This is a genomic window from Pullulanibacillus camelliae, assembly GCF_014642655.1.
In the GTDB taxonomy this organism is placed as follows: Bacteria; Bacillota; Bacilli; order Bacillales; family Sporolactobacillaceae; genus Pullulanibacillus; species Pullulanibacillus camelliae.
The window spans coordinates 293,277-314,092 of sequence record NZ_BMIR01000001.1 but is presented as its reverse complement, the minus strand read 5'-3'; the positions used below and the strand labels follow the sequence as shown (position 1 = coordinate 314,092).

Here is a 20,816-nt window from a genome sequence, read left to right as displayed (position 1 = left end):
CTTCAATAAAGGGAGTCTAGCCATATGAAAAAAATGAAGATGTATATAGACGGTCAGTGGGTGGAGAGTGGAAATCATGAGTATTTATCTTCTGTAAATCCTTTTAATAGAGAAGTTTGGGCAACCGTTCCGCAAGCGAGTCAACAAGATGCGAACGATGCTATTGAGGCTGCGCGCCGCTCATTCCATACAAATTGGAAGCATTCAAGTGGGTTAAAACGCGCCACATTGTTGTTTAAACTTGCGGATCTACTAGATGAAAATGCTGAACACTTGGCTCAAATTGAGTCAAAAGACAACGGGAAGATTATTCGAGAAACTACTAAGCAGATGCACTTTGCAGCTCGAATGTATCGTTTTTATGCGGGGTATGCAGATAAGCTATACGGGGAGTCCATTCCTTTGGATAATACAAATTTACTAGATTATACAATGCGAGAGCCAATTGGTGTTGCCGTGCTCATTACGGCATGGAATTCTCCCATACAACTGCTTGCTAACAAATTAGCTCCAGCATTGGCTGCGGGAAATTGCGTTGTTATTAAGCCCTCTGAGCAAGCTTCAGTGTCGACGCTGGAATTTACTAAATTAATTGAAGCGGCTGGATTTCCCCAAGGTGTTGTTAATATTGTGACTGGAGATGGAAGGGTGGGTGACTATTTAACGCGCTCGGATAAGGTCAATAAAATAAGTTTTACAGGGGGTGTGCATACAGCGCGACTGATTGGCAACAATGCCAGTAAGAACTTTGTCCCTTTAACCCTAGAGCTTGGAGGAAAATCGCCAAACATTATCTATTCTGATGCTGATTTAGAGCGTGCAGTGCCTGGTGCGATGGCGGGTATCTTTGCTTCCAGTGGGCAAACCTGTATCGCTGGCTCACGCTTACTCGTACAAAGGTCAATCTATGATGAAGTGGCGACAAAAATAGCTAAGCGTGTCCAGACTATTAAATTAGGTGATCCACTTGATCCATTGACAGAGATGGGGCCTGTGGCGAATGAAGGGCAGTATCATAGAATTTTGAAAACGATAGAAAAGGTTGAGTCAGAAGGAGCAAAGGTCTTAGTAGGTGGAGAAATACATGATCCAGAGCTGTCAACAGGTTATTATATTTCACCAACAGTGTTGATAAATGTATCAAATGCGATGGAAGTAGCTCGTGAAGAAGTTTTCGGTCCAGTCCTTTGTATGATTCCTTTTGAAGATGAGGAGGAATCCATACAAATTGCTAATGATTCGGGCTATGGATTGGCATCAGGAATATGGACGAATAATCTTTCCCGAGCTCACAGGATCGCAAAAGAATTAGAGGCTGGGACAGTATGGGTGAATACGTATCGGACAAGTGCCGCACAAGCTCCCTTCGGAGGAGTAAAACAAAGTGGGTATGGAAGAGAAAGAGGCTTTCACGCACTTCAAGAATATACGCGGACAAAAAATGTGATGGTTGATTTGTCCAATGAGATACAAGACCCGTTTTCAATTCGGACTTAATAGAGATACTCAAGGAAAGGGGCCGTACAAATGAACAATGTAGAGATGATTGAAAAGAGTACCATGAAAAAAGTGAAATGGCGCATTCTTCCCTTTGTGTTTCTACTCTATATAATTTCATTTATAGATAGAGGGAATATTGGTTATGCAGCATTAGATATGAATACGGCATTAGGCATTTCCAGCACAGTTTTTGGCTTATTGAGCGGTATATTTTTTATTGGCTATTTTCTTTTCGAAGTCCCTAGCAATATTTTGTTACATCGCCTAGGTGCGAAGATATGGATTTCTCGCATTCTCATTAGTTGGGGAATTATCGTCATGCTGACGACATGGGTTAAAAATGTTGAGGAGCTGTATATTTTACGCTTCCTACTAGGAATAGCTGAGGCAGGTCTTTTTCCAGGGATTATATTATACTTAACCTATTGGTTTCCAGCAAAGGATCAAGCGCGTGCGGTGGCTCTATTTATGTTAGGGATTCCAGTCTCGAATATTATTAGCGGCCCCTTGTCAACATGGATTATGAGCAATGTACATGGCTGGGGTCTCGAGGGATGGCAATGGCTCTTCTTTTGGGAAGGCCTACCCGCAGTTGTAATCGGTATCATAGCAATCTTCTTCTTAGTTGATCGGCCAGAAAAAGCTAAATGGCTGTCAAAGGAGGAGAAGCATTGGCTGGCGAATACTTTGGAGAATGAGAATAAAGAAAAACTAGGGTCAAAAAAACATTCCATTACTGAGGTTTTAAAAATACCTAAAGTGTGGAGGTTCTCTATCATATATCTCACTGTTACGATGGGGTCCTATGCGATCTCTCTTTGGATGCCGACCATTGTAAGCCTATTCTCTAAAATTTTGACAGATTTTCAAGTGGGACTCATTAGTATTATCCCCTTTATTTTTGGGGGAATCTGTATGATGTTTTGGTCTAAAAACTCCGATCGAACTGGGGAAAGACGGTTCCATACCTCTCTTCCTCCTCTGTTTGGAGCCATAGGCTTGGTTATTTCAGCAACGAGTCATAGTCCTATAGTGATGCTTATCGGACTGACAATGGCAGCCATTGGTATCTATTGTTTCTTTGGACCGTTTTGGCCATTGCCTAATGCCTTTCTGAGTAAAGAGATGGCCGCTGTCGGCTTAGCTGTCATCAATTCAATTGGAAATATAGGAGGTTTTTTAGGACCTTATGCCATTGGTTATTTAAAAGATGCCACTGGAAGTGTGAGTTCGGGACTTTATTTTCTATGTGGAGGTTTAATCCTCGGTTTCTTATTAACGGTGACATTACCGAAAACATCCGTTAAGGCCTCTGGAGCTCATGTTAAAGATAAAAGAATAGAGAATTAGGAGGAATTGAAATGAGTGACTTTCCTATCATTCGTCCGTTGCTTGTCGGCATATTACAAATTGAAAAGTCCAATTTTGTTTACGGTAGACATCAAGGAACAAAAATTGAAGCCCCATGTATCATGTTTGTTATTGAAATCAATGGTAAGAAAATTGTCGTGGATACAGGCCCTTGTAATCCTGAAAAGGCCGCACAATATCATGGGCCCTTAATCCAGGATGAGAGCATGTACCAACCGAATGTATTGAAAAATAATGATATTGATCCTGATGAAATTGAAATCGTGATTCTCAGCCATCTACACTGGGATCATTGCAGCAACTGTAAAATATTTAAGAATGCCACATTTATTGTTCAAAAAACGGAACTGCAGACTGCAATTGCGCCTAATGAACTTCAGAAGGCACAGTATGAAATAGGATTTAAAGGGGTAATCCCTCCCTGGATTGATGTACTGCCTCAAATATCAACAGTATCTGGAGATGTTCATGATTTTGAAAAAGGCATTCATTTAATCACATTACCGGGTCACACACCTGGTCTTATGGGGGTCGCTGTTGAAACAGAAAGAGGCTTATATACAATAGCGAGTGACTGTGTACCACTTATGGAAAATTGGTACGGGGATGACAAGGTGAGCCATATTCCCAATGGATTACACATAGACCTTGATCAATATGAACAGTCTTTTAAGAAATTGCGTGATATGGGAGGCATTATACTCGCAGGACATGATTTTGAAACATTGAAGTATAAAGTCTACCCTCATGAGTAAGTTCTATGAGGGTAAGACAGAAGTATTCAGCTCATAAAGAAGTCGAACGCATGTACACTTTTGAAGGCATGCGTTCGCTTTTTGAATGAATCATGAAACGCTCCGTCAAAATACTTTGCTTTCCACGGGGAGTGGTAAGCCTCTTCAAGCTGCACTCTGCGGGGTCTTATGCTCTCCCCTTTCTGCAGGAGTCTCTGTATTTTTAACTACGTTTCCGCTTTCCTGTCGCCTTTTAAAATATTATCGTTCGGTATGAGGATTATCCCTTTTAGTTTTGTCCTAGTCTCTTATTTATACTATCAGCAGTAATAGTCCTTATTAACGCTATTTAAGGGCGAGCGTATAGAAGTAAAACTTTGATCTTCGCCAGCAAAGCTTGCAGTTAACATTAACGAAAGCTGCCTTGATGCTGATTAAGACACGGGAAAAGGAGATTAATCCGCGAAGATCTACAAAAAATCAAGACTTTTGTATTGCCTTGTCAAGGAACCTTTCTGTTTGGGGTTTGAGACCACAAACAGAAAGGTTTGGTCTCAACCTCAACCTTCAGTAATTTAGCCACACGTTCTATGTGGCTGATGGTCTAGTAGGCCTGCGGATGCGGTGCATTTGACATTCTATAACAAATGAATACCCACTATTTTTTTAATCTCTAAAGCTGGCTGAGCTCATAGAGGGTCTTGGCGTAAATCGCTGTTGCGAGAATCAAGTCCTCTATTTCTATATATTCATTGGCCTGGTGAGCGGTCATTTCTTTCCCTGGGAATGTCGCTCCGAAGGCAACGCCGTTGTCCATAAGGCGGGCATATGTTCCTCCACCAGTAGTTAATAAAGTGGGTTCATTTCCAGTGATGTCTTGATAAGCCTGCTGCATGGTCTTGATCATCGGATGTCCAGGTGATACATGATGCGCTTTTGATTCGCGCACTTCATCGACCTTTAGACTGTAAGACTCAGCGGTATTAGCAATGCTTTCAATGGTTTTCTTATAATCCGTATCAAGTGGGCAACGGAGGTTAAGTAAGATCTCTAGATGGTGAGATTCATAATGAAAAATACCAGCATTGATGGTTAACGGTCCAAGTGTAGGTTCACTGTAGGCGACACTAAGCGCTTCGCCAAATGGATCTCTATAGAGATGAGTATTACAATAATCAACAAAGGATTTGTCTGTTCCCCTAAAGGGAAGAGTGGCTAAGAAATGAATCAGCTCGAGTGCTGCATTAATCCCATTTTGCGGCGCCATCCCATGAACAGTTTTTCCATAAAGCGTGAGCGTGAGTGCTTCTTGATGAGCATTAACTTCCCCTTTTAAGTGTTGTTCTTCGCAGTATGCTTGAAATGAAGCTGCTATGGATGATAAACCTTCGCCTTGTAATTGAACAACGGCTTGTCCAGGCACCATATTACTCCGTTCTCCAGAATGAAATTGGGCGATCCGGATGCTCACCTTATCATCGACATTAGGCGACTCAGTAGGAGTGACGAGTTTCACATGAATTTGGCCTTTTTCAGCATGGATAATGGGAAAGTCGGCATCAGGAGAAAAACCGAATATAGGTTGTTTTTCCTTTGTGAAATAATGGCGGATACAGCTCATACCGCTTTCTTCGTCAGTTCCAAATATTAATCGAATGCGTCTTTTCAGTGGTACGTCTAATTCCTTGAGGATTTTGAGTGCATAAAAAGCCGCCATACCAGGACCTTTATCATCGATTGCGCCTCTAGCAAAAAGCTTATTACCAACAAGCGTTGCTTCAAAAGGTGGGGTATCCCATTCTGATGGAGTAGCTGGGACCACATCAACATGAGCAAGAACGCCTATGTAATCTTCAGAGCTTCCGTATTCAATGTAACCAGCATAGCCATCAACATTTTTAGTTTCGAAATGATAGTCTTTCCCCTTGTTGAGAACATAGTTCAATGCCTTCCCCACTTCATTGCCCATAGGATGTTCAGGACTTTGTGATTCTGTGTCTTTGATACTTGGAATGTCGAGTAGTCCCATAAGATCCCTTAATAGATCCTCTTTTCTTTGTTGTGCTTCTTTGATCCAATCGATCTGTTTCATCATATCTGGCCTCCTTCTATACTCCTATTATTCACTTCATTCAGCTTTAGTGCCAGAGTTATTTCTTCTTTTTTGGTTAGAGATGATCTTTTCTTTACACTAAATTACAAATGGTAAAATAGTTTTCGAGCCTATTTAATGAAAAGGGAAGTGTAATGAAGCATAGAGAAGTCAAACAAGCAGTGAGAATGGCTCAAATCCCCGACCAGCCATTGGGGGCTATATCAGGTAGAATTACCTTAAACAGGGGCATTCAAGTGCTATAGGACAATTTGTCAAAATTTTGGGATAACTTCAATCGATCATGGAGTGATACGGGCGAGACATCTCAGCGCTTATTTCAAGTGAGGATGTTTGGACGTCCATGGCAAGCAAGTGGTTCTCCCTATCATTAACCTTAGAGCCCAATGTGAACAAAAAATGGACCTGTGTGATTTTGTTTGTTTTGAAAAAACTAACGAAATCACACAGGCGGCCAGATGTTAGTGCGGTAGGGGAAAATGTACAAAAAATGGAGTACTGGAGTGATGGCGCCAAGACTCATCCTGTCCGTCTGAGGCCGTGCCCGTGGAAAGCGTGCACCTGTAGCGGAAATCAATATAATATATTGGATTTAGACATCATAATTTATATTATCGAATGGATTAAAATACTTTGAAAAGAATATGTTTTTAGTTAAAGTTAAAAGAGAATGCATAGATTAAGAAAGGATGAAAGAATGAAAAAGAAGCCAAACATGTTATTGATAGTTGCAGATCAACATCGAATGGATTGCTTGGGGGCTTACGGCAATCAAGAGATTAAAACACCTCATCTAGATAGTCTGGCAAAGGATGGGGTAGTTTATGAAAATAGCTTTTGCGTGGCGCCGCTGTGTACGCCATCACGGTATTCATTGATGACAGGTTTGTATCCGCATCAACATCAGGGCTACACAAACCACAGTACGATTTCTGAAGGAACAGCAACCTTTCCACGCCTTTTAAAGGAACAAGGCTATCGAACAGAGGCCATTGGTAAGATGCATTTGACGCCGACTTATCTCGATATTGGGTTTGAGCACATGCAATTAGCAGAGCAAAATGGTGAGGGGCGGTTTGAAGATGATTATCATCGATACCTTAGAGCACATGATCTAGTAGATAAAATGGATTTGATTGATCAGGTTGATGAATATCGCTATCAAGCTTCTGATTCCTACTGGGACAGTATGGGAACCTTGGAATCCAATTTGCCAGAACAGCACCATTCCACAAGTTGGATCGGTGAAAAGGCACTTTCTTCTATTTCGCAGTGGGGAGCTGAAGAGGCCAATTTTTTGATGGTGAGTTTTATTAAACCACATCATCCGTTTGATCCACCAGAGCCTTGGAGTACAATGTATGATCCAAAAAAATTGACCATTCTTCCAGGTTGGACAGAGGAATGCTTATCTCGTGACCTAGAAAATGATCAAGGTTTTTTTCCACATAAAAAATTGACGAAGGATAAATTAAAGAAGAGCATGGCGTATTATTATGCATCGATATCTCATATTGATTTTTATGTAGGAAAGATAATGGAGTGTCTTAAAACGCAAGGCCTTTATGAGGACACACTTATTATATATACGAGTGATCATGGAGAATACCTAGGGTTTCATCATCTCTTATTAAAAAATAATTATATGTATGATCCGCTTGTAAAGGTTCCATTAATCATAAAGAGGCCGAAGGAGAAACATAAGGGAACAAGAACTGAGCACCTTGTAAGTAATATAGATTTGGCTCCAACTTTGCTAGGATTTGGAGGGGGGGCACCTGATGTGTTCATGGCAGGGAGTGATCTGCTTTCAGAGCATCATCGCTCCTTTTCTGAAAGACAGTTTATTTTTTCGGAACAGGGAAGAGGTCAACAATATATGATTAGATCACGCAGCCATAAGCTTATACTAGACAGAGAGGAATCAAAATGTTTGTTTTTTGATTTGGAAAAAGATCCTTTGGAATTCAATAATCTTTATCATGATTCAAATTATCAAGGCTTGATCCTTCAATTTAAGCAAGCCCTGTATACTATGATACTCTTTGATAATGCTCCACCATCTCATACGAATCATCAAGCATCCGTAATAAGAGAGAATAATGTCCCTCGGAGTAAAAAAGAAAAGTTGGAAATGGCCAATTGGGTGAGGGCGAAAATGCGAAGTGAGCAGTATTGAAATAGTGTTAGCTGAAGGGATTATGTTAATCTCGCAGCACTTTTAAACTTTAGACGACTCATTTATTTTTTAGAAAAGTCTTGACACATATTATCAATGGAATTATGATGTGACTATAGTTCGGCCGGCGAACGAATTAATATATTTTCAAATTGCTTAGTAGTTAATTATAAAAGTAATCGTATAAAGTTCTTATCTTCATTGCTGTTAATGTGAAAATATTTTTGAAGGGCCTTGAAAATAGTGGGAAATTGGAATCAGCAGCTTGTTAAGATTTTAAACTTAAATAAAATTTTATCAGAATTAAGAATCAGTGATGAGACCTCGCGTGTTGAACTATCTAAACGATTAAATCTTGGGAAATCAACTATCACCAGTTTAGTGGGGAACTTAATTGACAGTGGTTGTGTACAAGAGGTAGGGAGTATTGAATCTCCTTTAGGTAGAAATCCAAAATCATTAAGATTAAATGCTACTTGGAGGCATATTATTGCTGTACACTTTGACACGCCGTTACTTCACTTGGCGCTTATTGACCTTAAGGGAAATAAAGTGAGTGAAAAAAGAATTACTCTAGAGGAACAAGTAGAGACTTGGCATTCTATTTCTGAATTAATGAAAGCGTCTGCTCAGCAGCTTTGTTCTGAAGAAGGTCTTGATTGGCAGAAGGATATTATAGGGGTATCTGTTGCGCTTCCTGGAATTATTGATATTCATAGCGGAAAAGCATGGTCCAGAATAATTATTGATCAATCAGGCGTATCGATACAAGAACTTCTTATGAATACTTTTCAGAAAAGAGTGCTGGTGGATAATGATGTACGTGCTTTAGCAATGGCAGTAGGTAGAGAGCTTGATGATGAGGAATCGGATATGGTCACCCTTCTTGTTGGGAAGGGCGTAGGAGCTGGAATAGTTTCTAACGGTCAATTGATACGTGGGGGAGCATTGGGTGCAGGTCAAGTTGGTCATATTAAAGTTTCACAGCATGGACCACTCTGTCATTGTGGAGACAGAGGATGTCTAGAATCATTTATTTCCAATGATGCACTTCTTGAAGCATTTCAGACTAAATGCTTGGAAAATCCTGAGTTAGAAGAACGCGTTTTAGAAGTGCTATCGAAGTCAGACCTTGCTCAAATTGAAATAAAGGATATTGCGTTATTAGCAAAAGAAGATGTTAAAGAGGCCCTGCAAATTATTGAGGATGTATCAAAGAAATTGGGAAAGCTTATACATGTCATGGTTCAAACGTTAAATCCAAATAAAGTATTGCTTGCTGGTCCATTGTTTGACGGAGCTGCTCATATTATGATTCCAAAACTATCAGAACAGGTCAAGACACTCACCCAAGCTTATTTAAGCTCTCATTTAGTTTTTGAAGCCCTTACGAATTACGAAGAACACATTATTTCAGGAATTGCTAACTTTATTCTAGATGAAATATATGCCCCACCCATATATAAGGATACGAATGAACCAAGTATAACTTTAACTGATTTTATTAGTGAATAAACATTTTATCATTTATACATTACTTAAAGTTCTAATAAGACAGTGGGAGGGACCTATATGAATGTTATTTATATGCACACACATGATACTGGCAAATGGATTGAACCATATGGTCAAAATGCAAGAACACCGAATTTAATGAAGCTGGCAAAGGAAGGGACGATTTTTAGAAAGGCATTTTGTGCTGCTCCCACATGTTCTCCAAGCCGAGCCGCATTGCTTACAGGAATGACACCGCATTCTTCAGGGATGCTCGGGTTGGCTCATAGAGGGTTTCAATTAAATAACTATGACCAACATTTAGTTCAGTATTTAAATAGCAATGGTTATGAAACAGTATTGTGTGGTATTCAACATGAAGCAGAAGCGGTAGAATCACTTGGTTATCGAAGAATATTAGATAATCAAAATTATGACATGGGAGATTTTGATAAGGACTGGACGGAGTTTGATAAAGGCAATGCACAGCAAGTCGCCTCCTTTTTAAATGAATCCCATGAAGAGCCGTTTTTCCTTTCATTTGGAATGTTTAATACCCATCGTGAGTTTCCTCAAGTTGATTCAGACATTGATTTAAATTATGTGGCTGCACCCTATCAGCTTCATGACAACAAAGAAAATCGACTCGAAATGGCTAGATTTCTCAGTTCGGTTCGCGTGGTAGATGATTGTGTAGGCATTGTCATGAACGCAATAAAGGAATCAGGGCACGAAAAGGATACCCTGATCATATTTACTACAGATCACGGTCCAGCCTTCCCTTTCATGAAATGCAATCTATATGATGAGGGGATTGGTGTATCTCTAATCATTAGACATCCTGATGCTGATCAGGCTCCAAAGGCTTTTGATGGACTGATATCGCATATTGACCTTTTTCCTACGCTTTGTGATCTTCTAAATCTTGAGCATCCAGATTGGCTTCAAGGGGTTTCATTCAGTTCAATCTTTAAAGGAAATCCGGAAAAGGTTCGGGAGGAACTTTTTTCTGAAGTAACCTATCATGCAGCCTACGAGCCTTCCCGATCGATTCGAACAGAGCGATATAAGTATATACGATACTTCGATGATGACTTAAATATTGCTGGAGCAAACATTGATGATAGTCATAGTAAAACGTTTCTTATTGAAAATGGTTTTCTAAATATGCATCGAGAAAGGGAACAGCTTTTTGATCTATATCTTGATCCAATGGAACGAACAAACTTGGTAAATGACCGGGCTTATCATCAGGTCTTTATGCAAATGTCCCAAAGGCTTCATGAGTGGATGGTTAAAACGAATGATCCTCTGCTTTCGGGGCAAGTTTTGAAACCAGAAGGAGCTATAGTAAACAGAAGGTCTGCTATTAGTCCTAATAGTGATGACTTCGAGTAACTCATGCCTGCTTTTTGGAAAGTGGATAACCTTAAGGTGACAGCGCTCATTTTGAGGTTAATCATTGATATGAAATGATAGCGGTCACATTAAAGCATGAATATCATGGGTCGTTAATATAAGGAACAAAGCAATGATTCAAAGAAAGAGAAGATAGTCAATGGAATAGATTTATAGCATAACGTAAATTCATATTATTTTGAATAGAGGGATAAAAATGTCCGAGAAGATTGCAAGTAATAAATCGATTATGTCAATTTTTATTTTCGGAGCATTAGCTGATTTATTATTTGGTTATGATACAGGGGTAATGGGGGTTGCCTTGCTGTTTATTAAAAAACAAATGACACTGAGCCCGAGTATGCAGGGATGGGTTGTCAGCTCATTGCTTATAGGGGCTATGATTGGTGTGGCGATAGCAGGCATATTAGCAGACAAATTTGGTAGACGTAAAATTATTCTAATAACGGCTGTTGCATTCGGTATCGGTGCTATCGGGGCGGCGGTAGCTCCTGATGTTTCTTTACTTATAATTTCACGATTTATAATGGGGTTAGGAGTTGGCGCAGCTTCTGTGGTTGTGACAATCTATCTTTCAGAAATGGCCCCTACTAACAAACGAGGTATTTTAACAGCGCTTAACCAGCTTATGGTGACGCTGGGCATTTTGTTATCTTATATCGTGGATTATTCTTTAGCTCCATTTGAAGCATGGCGCTGGATGCTGGGCATTGCACTTGTTCCATCCATTATTGTATTCATAGGTATCTGTTTTCAGCCTGAGACGCCACGTTGGTTAGTCAAAAATGGGTTTGAAGATAAAGCGCTTCAAGTGCTGACCAGATTGGTTGGAAAGTTGAAGGCAGAGCAAGAATTGAATGAAATAAAAACGTTTCTAGATGCAGAAAAAATAAATAAGCAATCGACTGTCTTTACACCAAAGATCCGATTAATGATAATCGTAGCAGCCTTTATAGCTATGTTTCCGCAAATAATGGGAACGAACAGTATCATATACTATGCCCCGACAATGCTTACTACCATTGGATTTGGAGGTTCAGCTGCCATCTTAGCGAATGTCGCCATAGGTGCTTTAAACTTTTTGATGACCTTTGTAGCGATGAAGCTTATTGACAACGTAGGGCGGAAACCGATGCTTTTATGTGGCACTGTAGGAATGGGCTTGGGGATGCTGACACTTGGAATCGTTTTTCATTCATCACATTCCCATCCTTCCACTGGGTCAGGAGTGATAGCATTAATTGCCATGCTTGTATTCATTGGTTCCTTTGCGACGACATGGGGAACCATTACCCGTATTCTTATTTCAGAACTGTTACCACTTAAATTTCGTGGTTCTATAATGGGATATGTCCTAGTGCTTAACTGGGGATTCAATTTCTTAATTGGATTAATATTCCCGATTGTTCTTAACGGCTTAGGCGCAAGCGTTATGTTTTTCATATTTATGGGTATCGCTATTATTGCTTTCTTCTTCGTTTTGTTATTAGTTCCAGAGACAAAGCAACGCAGTCTAGAAGAAATCGAACAATCAATGCGAGCTTAATTAATTTATCATTCAACGGTTAGGAAAGCACCCCAGACCAACATGATCTGGGGTGCTTTTATAGTATAGGCTATACAGATCAACTGATTGATTTCTTGCTAGGATGTATCTCTGCTTCAGTACAGTCCCCCTCTCCAAAAATGATGCCCTCAAAATAAGCATCACGCTTTATTCTAAAATGTTAAATGACAATGAAAATGGTACTAATAACATATGTATTAGCCTCTATTTGTGTCTTCCCCTGATTATTTCCCAAGGTTTATAAGGGATTCCTAGTAATAGGAAAGAAATATAAATGTTGAAGTTTAATCTCATTGCTAGAATATAAATCAGAAAGTAGGATTATCCCACTCACTCAGAATAAGTCAGGGCTTCTGTAGAAGGACAAGATTATAAGCGGTTGAACATGTACTTCATGGTAGACGTTTTCGGAAGTGAACGGGTTTTGAAACGCGTTTCAAGGCTTTTTGTCTCTGTTAAGGCATTTCATTCGACCCAAAACAATAAACTTCCCAAAAATGAATTCTGAGTAAAAGAGGATTTTCATTAAAAAATAGGAAGGGAGGGAATCATGATGACTAAAACCGTTTTATTAGTATGTGGAGCGGGAGCATCATCTGGTTTTATGGCGGGAGCTGCCCGAAAAGCTGCAAAGAAATTGGATGTAGATATTCAATTTAAAGCTAAGAGTGAGTCTGAAATTAGTGAGAACTTAAATGATATTGATTTGCTGTTGGTTGCACCACATTTGAAATATATGATTGATGATGTAAAAGAAGAATGTGATAAAGCAGGTGTTAAGTACGCTATCATTCCACAAAAAATATATGGCGTATTAGACGGTAAGGGTTTGGTTAAAATTGCAGAAGAACAATTACAAGGTGGAGAACAATGATGGAACAGGTAAATAAAGAAGAACTAGTATCAATTTCTATGAACGTGATACTATATGCTGGAAACGCACGCAATTATGTTTTCCAAGCCGTAAATAAAGCATCCAATGGTGATTTTGATGAGGCCGATGAGCTGATGGAAAAAGCTAATGACGAAGTAACTACTGCGCATCAGGCTCAAACAGATACGCTACAAAAAGAAGCGAAAGGTATTGGTATTTCGTATTCGCCGTTGTTCGGTCATGCCCAAGACACATTGATGACAGTTAAATCAGAAATCAATATGATGAAAGAAATTATAAAAATTTACAAGAGAATCATTTGAAACGGGTAGTACCGAGTATAACGGCAAAGTATTGGAGATCTCCTAATTAAGTGTTCTTAATTTGATTAACGAGGGGGAGAAAAAATGGAGGGATTTATGTCGTGGATGACGGAGAGCTTTGCGCCAAGAGTTAATAAATTGGCAAAAAACCCTTGGATTGCAGCCATTCAAGCCGCTATTTTGGCAGCTATGCCAATGGTTTTAGTCGGCTCATTTGCTACTATCTTATCAATTGTTAAGGATTTTTGGAAGGGCTTTCCTGACTTTTCGATGATTAGCACATTTTCATTCGGCTTGTTTTCAATATTTTTAGCCTATTTAATACCTGAGTCAGTAATGAATCATAAAGGTCATAAGGATGTTGCTAAACAAGCTGGTCTTGCCGGATTGGGCTTTTTTCTAATATTGGTATATCCCCAAATTTCTAAAGATGGTGGTCACATAACGTTTGATCTAAACACCCTTGGATCCGGTGGTATGATTGCGGCTTTGATTGCAGGGCTATTTGTTGGTTTTGTTATGAATCTATTCTCAAAATGGAAATTCATTCATGAAGATTCACCAATTCCTGACTTTATTGCTGCTTGGTTCAACACATTAATTCCAATTACAATAATATTACTCATTGGTTGGATTTTTACGTTTGAAATGGATGCTAACTTATATCATGTTGTAAATACGATTGTTTCTCCGCTAGTCAATCTTGGACAAGGGTTCTGGGGCATGGTAATCATTAACTTCCTTGCTTTCGGTTTCTTGTATACCTTTGGGATTTCAAGCTGGGTATTATATCCCGTTCAATCGGCTATTTTTCTACCGGCGATTGCACAAAATCAAGCAAACTTTGAGGCTCATAAAGCCGTGACTAATATTTTTACGAATGAAGCAATGTTTTTATTTTTAATCGGTGGGGGAGGGGCAACATTAGCTCTCGTCATTATGCTATCTTTTATGGCTAAATCAAAAAGATTAAGAATGATAGGGAGAGCCTCTTTTGTTCCTGCAATATTTAATATTAACGAACCGGTCGTGTTTGGTGCGCCAATTGTCTTTAACCCAATTTTAATGGTTCCTATGTGGATTTGTAGTTTGCTAGGCCCTATTTTAGTTTGGGTTGTAATGAAAATTGGGTTAGTACCAATACCGCATAGACCCTTTCAGCTATGGTATGCACCTGCACCTATCCAAAGTTGGATTGTTGTTGAATCAATACGCGGGTTGATCTTCGTTTGTATATTTTTTGCCATTACATGGATTGTATACTATCCATTTTTTAAAGTTTACGACAAACAAGCGGTTAAACAAGATGCGGAATTAGCAGAAAAAGGAGAGTGATACTTGTGAGACAAAATAAATATGCAAGTTTTCCAAAAGACTTTATGTGGGGCGGTGCCATTGCTGCAAGTCAAGCCGATGGTGCTTACAGTGAAGATGGCAAAAAGCCCAGTTCCTCTGATGTCCAACCCTATCTTAAAGGAATGTCAAATGAAGAAATTCAAGAGTTAGAAAAGCAAGGTATGACATTGGAGGAAGTCAAAAAGAATCTTATGGATACAGATCGTTATTTTCCTAAGCGTCATGGGATTGATTTCTATCATACCTATGAGAGTGATTTAGAATTACTAGCAGAAATGGGCTTTAAAACATTTAGAACTTCCATTGATTGGTCAAGGGTATTCCCTAACGGGGATGAAACCGAACCTAACGAAGCAGCTTTAAAACATTATGACAAGATGATTGATAAAATGAAGTCACTTGGAATCGAGCCCATCATAACTATGCTGCATTATGAAACACCGATTAACATCACATTGAAATATGGTGGGTGGAACAATAAAGCGATCATCGATATGTTTGAGCGCTATGGTAAGGTGCTATTAGATCGATTTGGAAATCGGGTGAAGTATTGGATTGTTATTAACCAAATTAACTTGATTCAGATTGAACCATTCTTGTCTCTAGGTATATGTAAAGATCAATTTAATCATATTGAAGAAGCGGAATATCAAGCAGTTCACAATCAGATCGTCGCCGCAGCTAAAATTCAAAGGTATGCAAAAACATTACAATTCGACTTAGAAATTGGCACAATGGTTGCAGACGGAACTGTGTATCCGTATTCATGTAAGCCAGATGATGTTGTGTTAGCGATGCAGCATAACCGTATGCAATATTTTTTTACAGATATTCAGTTTAATGGAAAGTATCCGACATATGCTTTAAATTACTTCAAGGAAAATAAAATGGATCTTAATATTACAGAGGAAGAAGTACAGCTATTAGCAGAAAATCCAATGGATTACCTTGCCATTTCTTATTATTACTCTAAAATGGTCGATTCAACGAAGAATGTGAACAAAGCTGATTCAACTTCGGAAAATCCCTATTTAGAAGCTAACCCGTGGGGATGGAGTGTAGACCCACAAGGGTTGTATCATACACTTTCCCAATATTGGGATCGCTATCAAAAACCAATCATTATTGCTGAAAATGGGTTTGGAATGTACGATGAACTTGAAGACGGAAAGGTTCATGATGATTATCGTATATCTTACTTAGGTGATCATATCGAACAAGTAGGTCGTTCAATAAAAGATGGTGCTGAGATTATTGCCTATTGTGCCTGGGGGCCGATTGATATTGTTAGTTGCTCTTCACAGCAAATGTCAAAACGTTACGGTTTTATATATGTTGACTTAGACGATGAAGGTAAGGGCTCTGGGGAGCGAATCAAGAAGGATAGTTTTTATTGGTATAAACAAGTGATTGCAACGAATGGTGCTGAAGTTTAACAGATAGAAAAAGGGGGGCGATGCACTCCCTTTTTCATGTATAAGGATTGATTCGATGAACAAAACCGATATGTTACTTGAATACCTAAAAAGACATTCAACAGAAGGCTTTATATCGGCCAAGACATTGGCTGAATTATTAGGCGTAACGGACAGAACCATTCGTCATTATATTAAAGTGATAAATAATGAACAGCCAAATGTGATTGAGTCTAGCAGAGCGGGATATAGATTACGCGATAAAACTACAAAAGTTGTGAAACGCTTGGAAAATACCAATCATATTGATAACCGTCGTTTTTATATTCTGAGAAGACTTATTAAGAGTTCTGACCGGGGCTTAGATTTGTTCGATTTAGCAGATACACTTTACATTTCAGACGCTACTGTACGTGCTGATATAGCATACCTCAATCATTTAGTCACCAAATATGGTTTGCAAATCGTTCAGCAAAATAATCGCTATGTTCTTATTGGGGATGAGAAGACTCTCAGAAAGTTGATGATAGATCTCATTGGCTTCTCGAAACAAACAAAGGTATCCTTTGAAGAAGAAGTCCAAAAACTTTTAAAAGGCGTCTCCCTTCAAGAATTGATGAAGATTTGTAAAAAAAGTTTTGAAAAGTATCATGTGCACCCAAACACGTACTTTTTCAAAAACTTTATTCTACATTTAGCGATTGCTATTGAAAGAGTTACTGATCACGAACAATTGGGACAAAGTTCATTTCAAATCAATAACCGCAATACAATCAGTTTCAAAATTGTTAACGATATCCTAAATCAACTTAGTGAAATCTATCATGCCCAGTTTTCTCAATCGGATATTGACGAATTGGCACTTTTATTTAATGGTCAAATAAAGAATGATGACATTTCAATGGAATATTATGCTAACAATAAAGTGACTCAAGCTTTTGAACATGCCATACAAGCAATAGAAGAAGTCTATATGCTTGATTTTGGTGATGATGATTTCAAAGTACGTCTGTTTGTTCATGTGCAAAACCTTTATCATCGTTTAAGGCAAAATAAATACACAAGAAATCTGAGTGTGTTGAATATCCGGATTAAATACCCGATTATTTTTGATATTGCAGTCTATTTCGCTTCCGTATTATCAAGCGATTTGAATGTTGAAATGAATGATGATGAAATTGCTTTTATTGCTCTGCACATAGGGACGTTTTTAAATCGTCAGCATGAAAAAAAATCATAAAATTAGAACAGTTATTATCACACCGGCCTATCTTCACCAACACAATCAAATTGAGCGGTATATTCAAAAATATTTTGATGATGATTTGGAGGTTGAAGGAATATATGAAGATGTTATTAGTGATTGGAATTTGCTCATACCTCCTGAATTAGTCATTACAACGCAAAACGCTGAATGTTTAGAAAATGAATTTGCAACGTCGAATACTGAAATTGTAAGTATACACGAATTTATGACTAAACATGACGCTGTCCTAATCAAACGTGCAGTTGAAAAAATCAAACATAGCAAGTATTTGCGTTTTCTCAAACAAAAAGTGCCAGAATTAATTAGAGATGAGTTTTTTCTAAAAATTAGAGATGGTATTCCAAAAGAACAAATTATAAAGACCATAGCTGACGTCTTTCAACAATATGGTTATGTGGATGATGATTATTTGATAAAAATGAACGAACGCGAAAAGGTCTCTTCTACTGCGTTTCCAAGTGGTATAGCTGTTCCCCACACAATGAAGTTTGAATCAAAAAAGACAGGCTTAATGATTATAAAACCTATCACCCCCATTCGTTGGGATAGTGTTAAAGTGAAATTAATTATCGGAATATCTGTTAATAAGGAAGACTCACAAATGTTTAATATGATATTCCCTCGTATTATTGAATTAACAGCGGAACCTTATAATATTAACTACCTTGTCGCATCAGCTTCTAGATATGAATTTATTCAACGTTTGATCGAATTGATGGCGAAGGATAATTATTTTCAAGAATAACCAGGAGATTTTATTTCTTTCAACGTTCATTTCGTTCAGTAGAAACACGGAGATGTTTTTAATAGCAATCTTGTAAAAATAAAGGAGAAGACAAGTGGAACGTCATTATGCAATGCTTATTTTTCTGATCGGGGCCGGAAGCTTTGGTTTCAATCCGTTTTTTGTCAAGCTGAGTTATGCTGGGGGCTGGACTTTATCCGAAATCATTGATATGCAAATCATAATTGCTCTGATTGTGCTCTGGATCGTTGGCATTTTTGCTATGTACCGTCACCGATGGGCAGTCCGGAAGCTGACAGCTAAAAGTGTCTTGAATATCATGGCAGTTGGGGGATTCACAGGCCTGACTAGCGTGCTCTACTATGGGGCAATGGCATACTTGCCGGCCTCGTTGGCCATCGTGATGTTGTTTCAGTTCGTATGGGTCGGTATGATTTATGAATGGATTTTTGACCGACGGAAACCGAGCTTGAAGACTATATTGTCTGTGATTCTAACCCTCATTGGCGTGTATTTTGCCGCCGGACTGGTTAGTGGGAAGGCTCTTGATTTTCCTATGATCGGTTTTCTTTTGGGATTGGGCGCTGCTTTTTCATACTCGGCTTTTATCTTTACAAGTGGACGTGTTTCGGTGGATATTCCAGCCACAGTCCGTACACCGATTATAGCTACGGGAGCTGGGATTGTTATTTTTGTCATCTTTCCTCCCATTTTTACTATAAAAGACGCATTGGGGAGCGATTTGTGGTTGTATGCAGCAGCACTCGGATTCACCGCTTTAATTTTGCCTCCTTTTCTTTTCGCTATCTCAGCACCGAATTTGTCCCCAAGTTTGGCTACTATTTTAGGCGCAATAGAATTACCTGTAGCTGTTATTGTCTCAAATCTAGGACTCTCTGAACACGTCACAGGCTGGCAATGGTTTGGGATTATCTTGATTCTTTTCTCGATCATGGTTGGGGAGGTTAACATCTTCAAAAAGAGCAGTAGTCAGAATCTTAAAAGGGATATTTTAAAGAATAAATAATCAATACTAACCTTTATAGTTTTTGAGGTTTGCCATCCGAGTCATGTGATAAATGATTGAAAAATTGGATCATTACAAAAGGGGCATTTGTCCTTGTTGTAATGGATTGGTTATTTCCCTGTTTGTTTTTCCAATAGCGTATCTTCGCAAAACTCGTTAATATAGCTTTACGGCCTGTCAAAAAGTTGAGGATATTGAACCTCTGTTCATTGTAGTCACTTCACCAATCATTCCTGAGCTAGCCATCACCATTTATTTTAAAAGGAGTATTTTTGATGGTATGTTAAGCTGGGGAGAGTGGGAACAGCATTGAAGGCATTTTAGGTGTTTTAAAAAATAGCTTATATATTTGTTTTAATGAAATAAATATCTATAAGGCACCCTTAATATCCTGAAGAGGGTGTCAAGGAATGTGAATTTCTTCTATAAAGGTGATTCCTCGTGAATTTTGAAAAATATTGTACAGAGCTATGGTTTGGACCCCTAGAATAAATATAAAATTGTTACATTTTATAACAAAAAGGTTGAATTATACAAAATAGGCTTTATAATTTGTTGTAATCAAATAAAATTTTAATAATTAAAAATTTTTTGTGTCAATAAGGAGTGGATTGGGTGACTTATAGGTTTATTTCACAGCCCCAGTATCCGGAGTGTAATAAGAAGTTCGGCAAGGAGGACCTACTGCAACTCTGTTCGTGCGGAATGCTTATAGCTGCGAGACGTGTGCAAGAAAGTGATTGGATGAAAGAAAATGAAGAATGAAAATAACTTAATTTTTGATCATGCTATTCGCACAGCGGATATGTTAGTAACCATGCTGGGACCGCGATGTGAGGTGGCTGTTCATGATTTTACAAATCTAGAACAATCACTCATTTATGTTGCGGGAACGATCACGGGCAGAAGTGTTGGAGGCCCTATAACGGATTTAGTTTTACAGGAATTAAAAAAGTCACCTGAGAAGATTGCTGATATCCCTAATTATAAAACAGTATCAGAAAAAGGCCATGTGATGAAGTCTTCAACAGTGTTTTTGCGAAATCGAGAAAAACAAATCATCGGTGCTTTATGTATCAATATTGATATCAGTTTAATGATTCAAATTGGTGCAGAAATCAATGACTTTGTAACGCTTGATAAAGAAGACCATAACGCGGAAAATTTCTTTTCATCTGTACAGGACGTCATCGAAACAATGGTGAAGCAAGTTTTGCAGACCTTTAATAAAGCTCCGACTCTTTTAGATATGGATGAAAAAATTGAATGTGTACGGATATTGGATACTAAGGGTGCATTTCTAATTAAAGGATCAACGGAGTATTTAGCGTCAGTTCTAGGTGTCTCAAAATATACCATCTATAATTATCTTCAAAAAATAAGAGTGGAAACGACTTTTACTTCATGAAATACCTTCCTATATTTAATAACT

General features: G+C 38.5%; 16 protein-coding genes. 15 read left to right on the top strand and 1 reads right to left on the bottom strand.

Annotated elements, in window-relative coordinates; genetic code table 11:
• Positions 1-24 precede the first annotated feature (24 nt).
• Genes IEW82_RS01320 through IEW82_RS01310 form a run of 3 tightly spaced genes read left to right on the top strand, consistent with a single transcriptional unit; the run spans position 25 to position 3,626 of the window.
• Positions 25-1,497 (top strand): aldehyde dehydrogenase, encoded by a 1,473-nt coding sequence (locus tag IEW82_RS01320; RefSeq protein ID WP_188688074.1) that lies wholly within the window; start codon positions 25-27, stop codon positions 1,495-1,497.
• Positions 1,498-1,527: 30 nt separating this feature from the next.
• On the top strand, positions 1,528-2,850 hold the full coding sequence (locus tag IEW82_RS01315) for an MFS transporter (protein ID WP_188688071.1): 1,323 nt from the start codon (positions 1,528-1,530) through the stop codon (positions 2,848-2,850).
• Between the two features lie 11 nt (positions 2,851-2,861).
• Entirely contained in the window at positions 2,862-3,626 is a 765-nt protein-coding gene (locus IEW82_RS01310) for an N-acyl homoserine lactonase family protein (protein ID WP_188688069.1), read from the top strand.
• A 652-nt stretch (positions 3,627-4,278) separates the two neighbouring features.
• Here the strand turns inward: IEW82_RS01310 and pepV are convergent.
• The gene (gene pepV / locus IEW82_RS01305) at positions 4,279-5,700 is read right to left on the bottom strand and encodes a dipeptidase PepV (protein ID WP_229672179.1); all 1,422 of its coding nucleotides are present in this window, start codon (positions 5,698-5,700) and stop codon (positions 4,279-4,281) included.
• Positions 5,701-6,415: 715 nt separating this feature from the next.
• Here pepV and IEW82_RS01300 point away from each other — a divergent pair.
• The 12 genes from IEW82_RS01300 (at position 6,416) to IEW82_RS01245 (ending at position 20,792) form a co-directional block, all read left to right on the top strand.
• Positions 6,416-7,897, top strand: a complete 1,482-nt coding sequence (locus IEW82_RS01300) for a sulfatase family protein (protein ID WP_188688067.1) — start codon at positions 6,416-6,418, stop codon at positions 7,895-7,897.
• 243 nt (positions 7,898-8,140) lie between these two features.
• Entirely contained in the window at positions 8,141-9,412 is a 1,272-nt protein-coding gene (locus tag IEW82_RS01295) for an ROK family transcriptional regulator (protein ID WP_188688066.1), read from the top strand.
• A gap of 57 nt (positions 9,413-9,469) precedes the next feature.
• Positions 9,470-10,789, top strand: a complete 1,320-nt coding sequence (locus IEW82_RS01290) for a sulfatase family protein (protein WP_188688064.1) — start codon at positions 9,470-9,472, stop codon at positions 10,787-10,789.
• A 217-nt stretch (positions 10,790-11,006) separates the two neighbouring features.
• The gene (locus IEW82_RS01285) at positions 11,007-12,356 is read left to right on the top strand and encodes a sugar porter family MFS transporter (protein WP_188688062.1); all 1,350 of its coding nucleotides are present in this window, start codon (positions 11,007-11,009) and stop codon (positions 12,354-12,356) included.
• Between the two features lie 574 nt (positions 12,357-12,930).
• Positions 12,931-13,251, top strand: a complete 321-nt coding sequence (locus IEW82_RS01280) for a PTS sugar transporter subunit IIB (protein WP_188688890.1) — start codon at positions 12,931-12,933, stop codon at positions 13,249-13,251.
• Positions 13,248-13,574: a PTS lactose/cellobiose transporter subunit IIA gene (locus IEW82_RS01275; RefSeq protein WP_188688060.1), complete on the top strand. Its 327-nt coding sequence runs from the start codon at positions 13,248-13,250 to the stop codon at positions 13,572-13,574. Before IEW82_RS01280 ends, IEW82_RS01275 begins: the two co-directional genes overlap by 4 nt.
• A gap of 84 nt (positions 13,575-13,658) precedes the next feature.
• Positions 13,659-14,909 carry a PTS sugar transporter subunit IIC gene (locus tag IEW82_RS01270; protein ID WP_188688058.1) on the top strand — a complete coding sequence of 417 codons (1,251 nt, stop codon included), beginning with the start codon at positions 13,659-13,661 and terminating at the stop codon, positions 14,907-14,909.
• 5 nt (positions 14,910-14,914) lie between these two features.
• Positions 14,915-16,366, top strand: a complete 1,452-nt coding sequence (locus tag IEW82_RS01265; RefSeq protein ID WP_188688056.1) for a glycoside hydrolase family 1 protein — start codon at positions 14,915-14,917, stop codon at positions 16,364-16,366.
• A 55-nt stretch (positions 16,367-16,421) separates the two neighbouring features.
• Positions 16,422-17,585: a BglG family transcription antiterminator gene (locus IEW82_RS01260; RefSeq protein WP_188688054.1), complete on the top strand. Its 1,164-nt coding sequence runs from the start codon at positions 16,422-16,424 to the stop codon at positions 17,583-17,585.
• Positions 17,569-18,357, top strand: a complete 789-nt coding sequence (locus IEW82_RS01255; RefSeq protein ID WP_188688052.1) for a PTS sugar transporter subunit IIA — start codon at positions 17,569-17,571, stop codon at positions 18,355-18,357. The genes IEW82_RS01260 and IEW82_RS01255 overlap by 17 nt, the downstream gene beginning before the upstream one ends.
• A gap of 94 nt (positions 18,358-18,451) precedes the next feature.
• Positions 18,452-19,384 carry an EamA family transporter gene (locus IEW82_RS01250; protein ID WP_188688050.1) on the top strand — a complete coding sequence of 311 codons (933 nt, stop codon included), beginning with the start codon at positions 18,452-18,454 and terminating at the stop codon, positions 19,382-19,384.
• A gap of 754 nt (positions 19,385-20,138) precedes the next feature.
• Entirely contained in the window at positions 20,139-20,792 is a 654-nt protein-coding gene (locus IEW82_RS01245; protein ID WP_188688048.1) for a helix-turn-helix transcriptional regulator, read from the top strand.
• The last annotated feature ends 24 nt before the right edge of the window (positions 20,793-20,816 follow it).

What these genes read in the sequence shown, in the direction of transcription:
- IEW82_RS01260 (WP_188688054.1), top strand. Translation starts at nt 16,422, where the DNA reads ATGAACAAAACCGATATGTTACTTGAATACCTAAAAAGACATTCAACA.
- IEW82_RS01270 (WP_188688058.1), top strand. Translation starts at nt 13,659, where the DNA reads ATGGAGGGATTTATGTCGTGGATGACGGAGAGCTTTGCGCCAAGAGTT.
- IEW82_RS01285 (WP_188688062.1), top strand. Translation starts at nt 11,007, where the DNA reads ATGTCCGAGAAGATTGCAAGTAATAAATCGATTATGTCAATTTTTATT.
- IEW82_RS01300 (WP_188688067.1), top strand. Translation starts at nt 6,416, where the DNA reads ATGAAAAAGAAGCCAAACATGTTATTGATAGTTGCAGATCAACATCGA.
- IEW82_RS01245 (WP_188688048.1), top strand. Translation starts at nt 20,139, where the DNA reads ATGAAGAATGAAAATAACTTAATTTTTGATCATGCTATTCGCACAGCG.
- IEW82_RS01275 (WP_188688060.1), top strand. Translation starts at nt 13,248, where the DNA reads ATGATGGAACAGGTAAATAAAGAAGAACTAGTATCAATTTCTATGAAC.
- IEW82_RS01255 (WP_188688052.1), top strand. Translation starts at nt 17,569, where the DNA reads ATGAAAAAAAATCATAAAATTAGAACAGTTATTATCACACCGGCCTAT.
- IEW82_RS01310 (WP_188688069.1), top strand. Translation starts at nt 2,862, where the DNA reads ATGAGTGACTTTCCTATCATTCGTCCGTTGCTTGTCGGCATATTACAA.
- pepV (WP_229672179.1), bottom strand. Translation starts at nt 5,700, where the DNA reads ATGATGAAACAGATCGATTGGATCAAAGAAGCACAACAAAGAAAAGAG.
- IEW82_RS01280 (WP_188688890.1), top strand. Translation starts at nt 12,931, where the DNA reads ATGACTAAAACCGTTTTATTAGTATGTGGAGCGGGAGCATCATCTGGT.
- IEW82_RS01320 (WP_188688074.1), top strand. Translation starts at nt 25, where the DNA reads ATGAAAAAAATGAAGATGTATATAGACGGTCAGTGGGTGGAGAGTGGA.
- IEW82_RS01290 (WP_188688064.1), top strand. Translation starts at nt 9,470, where the DNA reads ATGAATGTTATTTATATGCACACACATGATACTGGCAAATGGATTGAA.
- IEW82_RS01315 (WP_188688071.1), top strand. Translation starts at nt 1,528, where the DNA reads ATGAACAATGTAGAGATGATTGAAAAGAGTACCATGAAAAAAGTGAAA.